We start from the raw sequence: 11,705 nt of genomic DNA, 5'->3' as shown, positions 1-11,705 counted from the left end.
TCATCTATAAATTAAGTCTTATTTGTGGTAATTTCTGCATAAATTTCGTTTAATACAGGAATTTGGCATAACTCTTGATGAATACGCACATATTGAAAAACTTTAGTTTCTTTTTCCACACCGTAGACATCAACCACTTCAGAAATTCGAAGACGATGTGCCTCAGGCATTTCATCACACAAAATGACAAAACGCTGTTCAATCTGTTCATTTTCCACAATTAAAGCAGTGACTTCATTCACATCTGGCGTGTGTACCTCATATACAGGTAATTCAACGCCATGCCACTGAACGTGCTTAATCCCTTTTTGCTGTGTTTGTACAGACAAAATTAAGTTTTGTGGTAAAACAATCGTTGCTTGATTGGCACAGCGAATTTTAAACACATCAACAAAACCTGCCGATACTGTCATCAACTCACTTAAATCTTCTTGAGACGCTGCAGCCAAAGAACCTTTTTCGATGTTTGATTGATTATCTGCCATTTAAGTTACCTTTAAATCCTGTATTACAGTTTGGATTTGCTCTAATAAGATATCTTCTTGGAATGGTTTACCCATATAGTAATTCACACCAAGGCTCAATGCTCTATCACGATGCTTTAGGCCAGTTCTAGAGGTAATCATAATGATTGGTAATGCTTGATGTACTGCATCATTTCTAATCAGTTTAGCCACTTCAAAACCATCCATTCGTGGCATTTCAATATCAAGCAACATAATATCAGGATTTAATGTTTCAAGTTTTTCAATCGCATCAACACCATCTTTGGCCGTAATCACATCATAACCATGACGTTCAAGCAATCTAGATGTTACTTTTCGTACTGTCACAGAGTCATCAACAATCATGACTGTATGACGTAAGTCTTGTTTATCATCGTAATTCTGATTATTCACAGCATATGTATGACGAAGCGTATTTTGGGCTGTACGGGCAATATTTTGTATGTCTAAAATAAAGCATACTCGACCGTCGCCCAAAATTGTTGCACCACCAAGTGTCTGCACATCTTGTAATGTGTTGTTAAGAGGTTTAACAACAATTTCAACACGCGACCCAACCAATTGATCAACCAATAAAGCAACCAGTTGGTTATTATATCCACGCACCAAAATAATTGGGAAATTCTCAATTAAACCGAAACTTGGTTTTTTCGCATACCCTAAGAACTCTGAAAGATATCTTAGACGATAATTCTGCCCATCAATCAAGCAGTATTCTTCATCACTCTCAAAATGCTTTTGCAGTAATTCAGAGGACATCATGGTAATACGATCAATTTGCGACAATGGGATTGCAAATTGTTGTTCATTTAATTTTACCATCAAGGCATCAGCAACGGTCATGATGGTTGGAATACGTATTGTAAAGTGTGTGCCTTGATTTTTAGTGGATACAACAGAAATGTGTCCACCTAAAGCACGAATATCATTTTTTACAACATCTAAACCAACACCACGTCCTGATAACTGTGTCACTTTTTCAGCAGTAGAGAAGCCCGAACTAAAAATAAACTGCAAGACATCTTGATCACTTATTTGATCGTGTTCTGCAAGTAACCCTAATCCTTGTGCTTTACGACGAATACGCTCAATATCAATTCCTCGACCATCATCTTGGATATCTAATAAAATATCTGTGCCTTGTCTTGTTAGCGTAATCGTAATTTTGCCCACTTGAGGTTTATCTTTTTGCACACGCTCTCTTGTGCTTTCAATCCCATGATCAATTGCATTACGGAGCATATGTTCAAGTGGTGTCACTAAGCGATCTAAAATACTACGGTCGATTTCAAGTCTTGAATTCACCACTTCTAGCTCAACCGAACGGTTAACAGACATCGCTGTTTGTCGAACCAAACGCTGTAATCTTGATTCAATGAGTGAAAATACAACTTGTCGAACTCGTAATAAATTGTCTTGTACATCTGTTTGCATACGTGCTTGTTCAAGCAACAATGTTTCAGAATCGGCAATTTTATCACTAAGGGTTGATTTAAAATCAAGTAAATCTGATGCAGACTCTGCTAATGACTTCGACAATTGGTTTAATGCAGAATATTTATCCATTTCCAATGGGTCAAAATCTTCATAGTCATTTTCAACACTGTGTTTTGCGAGAATTTGTGTTTCAAGCTCACCTTCCATTCGACGCAACTGTTCAGAAAGTCGTACGATTGCAAGTTCCATCTCAGACAGTGTTGTATTAAATTGATTTAAGCCCATCTCAACACGAGATCGGTTAATCGCACTTTCGGCAGTTAAGTTGGTTACTTTATCAATAGTAAATGCAGAAATACGTAGCATTTCTTGCGTACTGGCTGCATCAGATCGTGCTTGCCATAAACCATGCATTGATGGAGGTTGTGCCCCATCTCCTTGCATCGTATCAATCGAGTTATCTGTGTTAACCGATTCATTCATGCCCGTAGAAGATGAAAGGGAATTTTTGATTTTTTCTAGTCGTTGACGTACATCTTCAAGTTCGTTGTCATCAATACTGTGATCAAAATAACCCGAAATATGATTAAACGCCATATGAATGGTCTGGTCATATACATCTGTTTTTACTTGATAAATTGTATATTGTTCAAATATATCAATTAATAAGCCAGTGATGTTTTGAAGATTTGGTACATCCGTGACATGCTTCAACTCATCGTGCAAAGCATATACATGACGTTGTACCGCAAGTAGTAAGCTACGACTTGAACGCTCCTCACACCATGCATTAAAGGCAATTTTTGGTGATTCCAACAACGTTGCACGATTTGATGTGATGGTTGCTATATGTTCTTTAGGGTGCTGTTCAACTGTCGTTTCTTGTACTAGATCAGGTGTTTTAGCTGTTTTCACAGATGACGTATTAAAGTCATATTGATCATCTATTTGTTTACACGACTCTAATAATGCTAATGTGTTAACTGCCGAAAAATCTACCTTTTGCTTTCGAATAGCATCTGTACGACCTGCAAGCTTGTCATGAATTGAACGTAAAATAGCAAGAAGTAATGGCGTAGCTTCACGTTTTTGATGAATCAATAATTCATAAACTGACTCTAAATGATGCGCAATTGTCCCTAAATTTACGGCTTGAATCATGTTTGCACTACCTTTTAAAGTGTGCAAATTCCGCATAAGTTTTTGTAACGTGGTCAGCTCTGTTGGATTCTCTTCAAATTCCGCAAGATCGCTGTCCATTTGTGTAACAATTTCTTCGGCTTCCTCGACAAAAATATCAATCAGCTCTAAGTCATCAATCACATTCGATGACTGTTGTGCTAAATCGACTTCATCAGATTCTAATTTTCTAATAATGTCAGCAACAGGTATTTGTTGTGTAGGTAGATCAATAGGTTTCTTAGCCACATCGTGAATTTTCGATAAGGTCTCAATTAACTGATCTAACTCATCTTCATGTTGTAACAATATAGGATTAATTTGACCAGAGGCTAAAAAGTCAAAATAAATCATTAAAGCATTATGGAAGTCATCAAAGCCTGAACTTTGTATTTTAAGCTGATCATAGTCATAAAATGCGACTGCAAGTAAAGCAATATACGCTTTGCGTAACTTACTCATATAGTCAGCTAGCGCCACTAACTTTTTAGAATCTGCCCACTGGGTAAGAGTTTCGCTTTCATCAATTAAATCTGTAATATACTTTTCAGCATCATTCCAAACTTTCACATCAAAATCATTGGCGACATCGAGCAAATGGTCGATATTTAGTGAAATAATGTCATCAATTCGGATTTGTTCTTGTTCTGAATGTTTAATATATTCTTCATATTGTTGCCATACTTCTTGGAATTGAGCCAAGCTATTTGTTAACAAGATAGGTTTTTTGGTTTTCAGCCCCTGCAAATATTGACTCAAAAATACTTCAAATTGCTCAAGTAAATTTAAACTTAAATCAAGTTGACCTTTTTCTTGTAATTCTAAATTTAATGACACTTCTACATTGCCACTTGCACATACCAAGTCGTCAACTTTCATCATACTTGAGCTACCCTTAAGGGTATGAATTGCTCGAATTAAACCTGTAGTATCTTTAACGGATGGTTCACTATTATTTAGATAGTGACGTACTCGTTCAAGATGTTCGGCCATTTCATCTAGGTAAACACCAGGTATATCTTTAATTATATCTAGATGATGTTGTGGCATAATTTCTTCATCTACTAAAGATGAAGCATCTTTTTCTGCATGATCGGCATTTGTATCACTTGAATAAAGATCTGCATGATTGACAATCACTTGCCAAATTTCGGCATCAATACTCTGTTGCTCTTTTAATGCTTTAGAGACATATAAAAAAGGACGAATATCACAGTCCACAGGTTCGATCTGTTGAATACTTGGAAATAACTGACTTTGATAAAATTCAAAACTGTGTGTGGTGTATTGTCTAATTTCTTCTGTAAGTGGGACATGATCTTGCAGAACACTATTGAGTAGTTCTTCTATTCCCCATGCAAACTCACCCATCTGATTAGCACCAACCATTCGGCCTGAGCCTTTTAACGTATGGAAATGGCGTCTTATCACAGTGAGTGTATCAATTGCGTTTAAATCTTGCTGCCATTGCACAAATAATTCAGCGAGCTCGGCAATAATTTCTTCGGCTTCTTCGGCAAAAATTTCAACAATTTCTTCATCTTGCTGTAAGTAAGTATCTGCTGGTACAGCGATATCTTGCACTAGCCTCTGTACGAATTCTTTCATATCTCGCTCAAACTTTATCTGCTTAGCTTTTGTCGATGTATTGAGTAAAATTTAATTTAGTTCAATACATCGAAGCTTGTATATAGATAACACGGCTAACGTGTAAGGCAATTAAGGCTTTTCTGGTAGTTTAAAGTCGGTTACAGACCCTCGTAATGACTCAGCCATATTTGCAAGTTCAGAAACTGATCGTGCCGTATCAAATGTTGCCGCTGTTGTTTGTGTTGTAATGTCTTGTACAACAGTCATCGTATTTTCAATCTGGCTTGCTGACACCGATTGTTTTTGTGATGCTTGTGAAATGTTACCAATTAACTGTGCCAATGTATTTGATACTGTTTGAATCTCATCTAGTGCTACCCCTGCGTTTTGTGCAAGTGTTGCTCCACGTACAACCTCAGTTGTTGTGTGTTCCATTGAAATTACAGCTTCATTGGTATCTGATTGAATAGTACGAACCAAGCCTTCAATCTGTTTTGTTGCAGATGCTGAACGTTCTGCAAGACGCTGTACTTCATCTGCAACTACAGCAAAGCCTCGACCTGCCTCACCTGCCATAGATGCTTGAATTGCAGCATTTAAGGCCAAAATGTTTGTTTGGTCTGCAATATCGTTAATTAATGAAATAATGTTACCAATTTCTTGTGATGACTCACCCAAACGTTTGATTCGTTTTGATGTTTCTTGAATTTGCTCACGAATGGTATCCATCCCTTGCATAGATTTGTTTACAACATCTGCACCATTAGATGCAATTTGTACTGAACGCTGTGCAACTTCGGTAGACTCATTGGCGTTATTCGAAACTTGACCAATAGATGCCACAATTTCACGGATCGCAATTGAAGCTGTTGAAATTTCACTAGATTGTTTGTTCGCCGCTTCCGTTAAGCTGGTGGTTACTTGCTGTGTATTTTGAGAATATTGAGATACTTCTTGTGATGTTTCATTAATTCGAGATACAAGATCACGTAATTGGTCGATTGCAAAGTTAATCGAATCGGCGATTGCCCCTGTAAAATCTTCAGATACTGTTGCATAGTGACGTAAGTCACCATCTGCTAAGTCAGCAATTTCATCGAGTAATCGTAAAATAGCGTTCTGGTTTTGGTCGTATTCATTTTTTAATTCAGTAATACGTAGTTGGTCATTTTCAGCACGAATTCTAAATAGTTTAGCTAATGCAATTAAGAATGTTAAAAAACCTAAAATAAGAAGTGTACGCGGAACATAAACCGTAAGAAGACCCGACACATAAACATTTTCAAGTGTTTCTAAAAGAGGCTCTGAATCTGCAAAAATTGTGTTAGATGCTTTTTGTACTTGAAGTAGTTTTCCAGCATTGTCTAATAAAATTGCAGTATCTTTTTGTACAACACTGTCGTATTTACTTTTGATTGACAATAAGGTATTGCGTAACTCTGGATCAGCTAATCGCTCAACACCAAAAATTGTTTCACCATCGATTTGCGCATTCAAATAGTTACCGAAAGTTTCACTCGCATCTCTAAAATCGGTTGCAGGCGTTGATTGTTCATCTTGATCAAGAGAAATACTTCGAATTGGATCGACCACTTGCGTTTGTGCAATACGTGTCACGTTATGCATTGAACGTAGCATCCGTTCTGCCAAAATCACCTGATCTTTTGCAATGGTAATTTGGCTGGTTGGTAAACCACGCTGAGTCATGTCTTTAATCAAAGCATTATATTCAAACTGTAAACTTGGAATGATTTGATCCATTTCCACAACAGTTTTACGAAGATCGTTTAATACAGATTTATTATCAAGAAGCGTTTGTAGGTTTTTGGCAGTGTTGTTCCAATCTGACTGTACCTTGTCTACGTCTCCACCGATAGATGCAGAGTTTTGAATCACAGATAAGTTCTTGTCAAAGCTAGCACGGCTATCTTCTAATCTTTTGAATTCTGCATCGGCACCTGTAGTATTGGCTTCGGTCACTTGTTTAGGAATAACCTGAGAAATAAGTTTAAGGTCGGCCAAGCTTTTGGTTACTGTATTATTTTTTGCTGTACTATAGAAAATAAAAAACAGAATGAGCAAAGTCGCAATAATACTTACAATACTCAGTAATAATAGTGGTTTAACACTTTTATTATCACCAAAACCTTGACTTAACTGATTTAAGCGGGCATCTAGTTGTTTAATGATGCCACTCTTACCACTTACTAGACTTTTTAAGCCCATACAACTCTCCCCCAAAATCTCAGTATTCGCATAACAATTCACTCATATCTATGTATTTTAGATAACGGCTTCTTGGTAAAAATCTTTCAGTAATGTACTAAATAAGAAAACATTCCAATTCACTTGTTTCTGTTTAAAATAGCCATGACAGTATTTTTGTAAATCTTGCTTAAGTTGCGGATTTACAGCAAAGAAACTTGTTGTATGGAAATGCTGAAGCCCTAACACTTGATCTACAATAAAACCAATATAATGATCTTCATGGCGTAAACACAGTAATTTGTGTTGGCGTGTTAGTTTAATAGAAGGCCCTGCAAAATACTCTGAAAGGTCAATGACTGTAAGTAATTGTCCACGTACGTTAGCAAGACCTTTGACCCAAGGCTCAGCATTTGGAACTGATGTCAGATCAGGACAATATAGTACCTCATTAACCTCACCCAAAGGAATCACAAACGTCTGCTCTTGCATTTCAAATGCGATACCAGACCACCTGTTAACATCATCTGCTTGTTGATGTTTATTTCCTTGTTTCACTAACCGAAGTAACTCTAAAAATCCATTCACTGCCATGATATTAAGCCCTGATCTTTTAATTAAACAAGGTTGGCTTGAATCACACGAATGAGTGATTCTTCATCTACAGGTTTGGTCAAGTAGTCTTTAGCACCTTGACGTTTACCCCAAACTCGGTCGGTTTCTTGGTTTTTAGTACTTACAATTACGACAGGAATGTCTTTCGTCTGTTCAGCACGCGTAATTTGTCGTGTCGCCTGAAAACCATTCACACCAGGCATCACCACATCCATTAAAATAAGATCTGGCATTTCTGCTGTTGCAAGTGTGACACCGTCAGCACCGTTGCTCGCCTCTAAAACATCATAACCATGCTTGGTTAGAATCTCTTTAAAACGAAATACTTCTGTTGGCGAGTCATCAATAATTAAAATACGTTTCACGTTATCCCCGAACTTAAACTCAAAAGAGTTACTACTACTTTACATGTGTACGAATTGCATCAAGCAATTCATCTTTACTAAATGGTTTTGTTAAATACTCATCTGAACCGACAATTTGTCCTTTCGCACGATCAAATAAACTGTCTTTACTTGATAACATAATAATTGGCGTATTGCGGTATTGTTCTGAGTTTTTAATCAATGCACACGTTTGATACCCATCTAAGCGAGGCATCATAATGTCAACAAAGATAATATCTGGATTGCTTTCGGTAATTTTAGATAGTGCTTCAAAACCATCGACGACAGTGATGACTTCAAATCCTTCTCGTTGTAATAAAGTTTCGGCAGTACGTCGGATCGTTTTCGAGTCATCGATGATCATTACTTTTAGACTGCTCATCTTGTCTCCCTTCAGTTAAATGATCTTATTCATTAACAGTATCGTTGTTAGTTTTTTAAACTAATTTCATATACCATCTATTAAATATGCATTTTGTACAGGCTTCAATTAATAAATTACCTTTGAATAAAATAAGATACTCAAAGTGAGACACGCATCACATAAAAGAGTAAGCTCAATGAATTCTTTTCACTCAATGCATACCATCAAATGAAATGATTACACCCTATGCACACCGCCATACTTTGATAAAAGTGCTCATGCACTCAGTGTAAAAAATTTCATACATCCTACAGGACCTATGTAAACTTTTAATGACAAAAACCATCGACATCGTTAGATTTCATGGAGTATACAGCCTCGATTTAAGCGGCAACGTGCAATTGTTGACTATTACTTAATGCAACTGCAAACATATGCGACATCACCGGTTGATGATTTTTTATGTCTTTAAGTGCAATATCAATACTTGCATACACACCAAGTAATGTTTTCACATCATTTTGTGTGAGAGTTTCTTTTTCCTCTAAAGATGCTTGAATAAAACGAGAACTATTGATTGCCGCTTGATGGACGGCCTTATCATCAAAGATAAATAAAGCTGCACCTGCAATTTCATCTAAACGTTGTGGTAATTCAACAATAATATTTTGCTCTGGTGTTTCGATATATTGCATTAACTGATTTGAACCGTCATCAATTAAATATTGAAGCTCCTGAGCTAAAGTATCATATGCATCATCTAAGCGATCGAGTGCAATATCTTGATTAATAACCTTGTACTGCAATAAGCGAGGTGTTTTTTGTCGAGCATACAAACGCAAATGGTTTAAAGCACTAAGTAAGCTTTGCATCAGTTGCCCCACAACCTGCTCTTGTTTAATCTGTGCTTGGTCTTGTAACAATGGTAAATACTGCTCTAAATCATTGGCAACATCAAGCATATTCAACACTAAAAGAATTTGCTTCACCGCCAATGTCTGTTTATAGAGTGCCTCTAAGCGTTCAGTACTTAAATTTTGATATTTAACTTCTAGTTCTTGATAAATTGCTGTAATTTCTTCAGTAAGCAGTTGAGTAATCGTTTTTGCCGTTTCGTAATCTTCAGAAAATAGTTTTTTATACAATAGACTTAAATCACGATCTAAAATAACATCAATTTGATGCCCTAACTGCGCCTGTAATTTTTCAGACAGAGATGAACCTTGTGCTAAACAAATATAAATAATATTAGCAACTTCAGTCATACTTGGCTTGAAATGAGGTTTTACTAAAAATTCGTCAATATTTTTTTCAATTTGTACAAAAGTGCGCAGTCGTGTGGTATTCAAAAAGACCTCATCAATATGCACAAACAATTCGTACACCAATTTCCAATACGTTGCACTTGGTTTGTTTGCTGATAAATGTACTAACTGTTCACCGACAGCTTTTAGTGCATATGCATTCAACGTTGATGTATTTTTGCGAAACAGTTGTTTTAAACAAACTTTATAGAGCTGATGAATATGTGAAGACGATTCTGCAACTTGTTGACCACTAAAGTCTACTTCAGGAATATGATCTAGTACCTGTTCTAATGCAGCTGCTTCCGTGGTTTTAGGTAAGTTTAATTGTTGTTCAAGCGCATTTAAATCACACAATAAAAATTGTGGAATACTTCGCTCCTCTAAACAGCTAAAATCAATATAGCGTTTTGCACTTAGTAAAGCATGACTGACCACAAACATATCTCTTTGTTTGATTTGGTCTGGTGCTTTGGCCATTTCAACGATAATTCTTGCGCTGTACTCTACTATTTTTGCTAAGTTATATTGTTTTAACAAGAGTAAAACTTGTGCGCATTGATTCAAATGCAACAATGCATCATCTAACCCGAACTGCTCTTTACGCTCATCAATCAAGCTAGTCACAAGTACTTCAATTTGCTGAATCGATCGTTCTATTTCTGCTTTAACCATTAATAATGAGTTTGGGTTAAAAGATACTTTTGTTTGATCAGACATGAAAGATACCTATATTTTAGACAACGTGCAAAACACTTTTATTACTTTATATCACATCTTAAAATAATACTGAGCTTAAAACATGAATAAAATCATTTTTATGATAGTACATCGAAAAAAAACTAAGTTTACGACATAAAAAAAGGAAGTTTTACACTTCCTTTCTTTAAATTAAAAAATTATGAAAAATCGAGTTGATTATCAAATTTCTTTAATATATGACGCGCCATTGCAAGATTTGCTTTCTTGCGATCTAAAGCAACATATAAGAACAGATCTTTATTACCCTTTAATGGGCGAATAAGATGATACTGTTCTGACAAAGTAATCAGAATATCTTCAATAGAGTCTTTTAAACCCAAAGCTTGAGCCACATTACGTTTAGCACGTACAACTTGAGCATTACCTGCAGAAGCTAAGTCTAAATCTAACCCTGTACCTTCTGTTGCCAGTGGCATACCACTTTCACTATCGACTAAAGAAGCTGCGATAAAGCCGTCTAATTCATCGCTTAATATTGCTAGTTTAATTGCCATTGTTACTACTACTCCAAAATTTAAAGCGCTGCAGATTAATATAATCGACTAAATGCGCTTTAAAGCACTGTGGATTTACTCCACACATCTGTTGTTGTAGTCATCATGATTTAGACCACAACAACAACCTAAAACTCTCAACCCACCTACATACCAAAAATGTGTTATTTTTATTACATGAATGGAGGTTTCGTTGAATTTAATGACTTTAAATTTAAATTAAATAAGTAAGCCGATAAAATAGTATTAAAGTATATTTTTAATCACTATTGTGTAAAAAAATATATAGGAAGACAATGTTGTTTAACAATGTGACAAAAGTCAATATATTCTCAATAATGAGATTTAATTAACAAAATAAAAATAATAAAATATAAATGAGAGTTAAATAAAACTTAATGATGATATTATACTATTTTTTTCAATTAATGCGAAGTAATTCAAGAAAATTAAATACATTTAATCGCCTAAAGTCCTCAGAATCAAAATAAATATATTTGACTTTATCGTTTAAAAAGAAGAATCTAAAAAACTCAATGACTGGCTTACAAAAACAATGATAGATCGGCTCATTCACATTAAACGTTATACATCTAATGCAATTTTCATGTATTGCTGTCAAATTTTCATTGTTTTTTCAGGCACAACATTAGTGCTTTATTACTTAACCCGAATCCTGTTTAAGCCGAAGCACCGATGATTCGAATGTTCGGCTTATTCTTATGACAAACCTGATACGCACATAAAGATGCATAAATTCCTGCTAAATAGCCTTGAACACTTCTCGCCTTACTTGTCACTAAGTTGTATTTAGCTTTCAACAAACCAAACAATGTTTCAATCTTATTTCGTTGCTTCAAATA

Annotated in this window: 8 protein-coding genes and 1 pseudogene; all 9 read right to left on the bottom strand. The window is 35.7% G+C overall.

Annotated elements, in window-relative coordinates; all coding sequences use genetic code 11:
• Nucleotides 1–11 precede the first annotated feature (11 nt).
• Entirely contained in the window at nt 12–485 is a 474-nt protein-coding gene (locus I2F17_RS06465; protein WP_196422783.1) for a hypothetical protein, read from the bottom strand.
• Nucleotides 486–4,730 (bottom strand): hybrid sensor histidine kinase/response regulator, encoded by a 4,245-nt coding sequence (locus tag I2F17_RS06460; RefSeq protein WP_211139388.1) that lies wholly within the window; start codon nt 4,728–4,730, stop codon nt 486–488.
• A gap of 111 nt (nt 4,731–4,841) precedes the next feature.
• Nucleotides 4,842–6,938, bottom strand: a complete 2,097-nt coding sequence (locus tag I2F17_RS06455; protein ID WP_211139387.1) for a methyl-accepting chemotaxis protein — start codon at nt 6,936–6,938, stop codon at nt 4,842–4,844.
• A gap of 57 nt (nt 6,939–6,995) precedes the next feature.
• A complete protein-coding gene (locus I2F17_RS06450; RefSeq protein WP_196422780.1) occupies nt 6,996–7,511 on the bottom strand; it encodes a chemotaxis protein CheW in 516 nt (171 codons plus the stop codon).
• A gap of 23 nt (nt 7,512–7,534) precedes the next feature.
• Entirely contained in the window at nt 7,535–7,897 is a 363-nt protein-coding gene (locus tag I2F17_RS06445; RefSeq protein ID WP_196422779.1) for a response regulator, read from the bottom strand.
• A 34-nt stretch (nt 7,898–7,931) separates the two neighbouring features.
• Nucleotides 7,932–8,300: a twitching motility response regulator PilG gene (gene pilG, locus I2F17_RS06440; protein ID WP_196422778.1), complete on the bottom strand. Its 369-nt coding sequence runs from the start codon at nt 8,298–8,300 to the stop codon at nt 7,932–7,934.
• Between the two features lie 365 nt (nt 8,301–8,665).
• Nucleotides 8,666–10,306, bottom strand: coding sequence for a hypothetical protein (locus tag I2F17_RS06435; protein ID WP_211139386.1), 1,641 nt, complete (start codon nt 10,304–10,306; stop codon nt 8,666–8,668).
• Nucleotides 10,307–10,485: 179 nt separating this feature from the next.
• Nucleotides 10,486–10,842: a roadblock/LC7 domain-containing protein gene (locus tag I2F17_RS06430; protein WP_196422776.1), complete on the bottom strand. Its 357-nt coding sequence runs from the start codon at nt 10,840–10,842 to the stop codon at nt 10,486–10,488.
• Between the two features lie 680 nt (nt 10,843–11,522).
• Nucleotides 11,523–11,705 (bottom strand): annotated as a pseudogene (locus tag I2F17_RS06425) (IS982 family transposase); the annotation flags it as partial.

It is taken from the genome of Acinetobacter baretiae (genome assembly GCF_015627105.1).
In the GTDB taxonomy this organism is placed as follows: Bacteria; Pseudomonadota; Gammaproteobacteria; order Pseudomonadales; family Moraxellaceae; genus Acinetobacter; species Acinetobacter baretiae.
The sequence above is the reverse complement of the archived record's forward strand: the minus strand, read 5'-3'. Positions and strand labels throughout refer to the sequence as shown.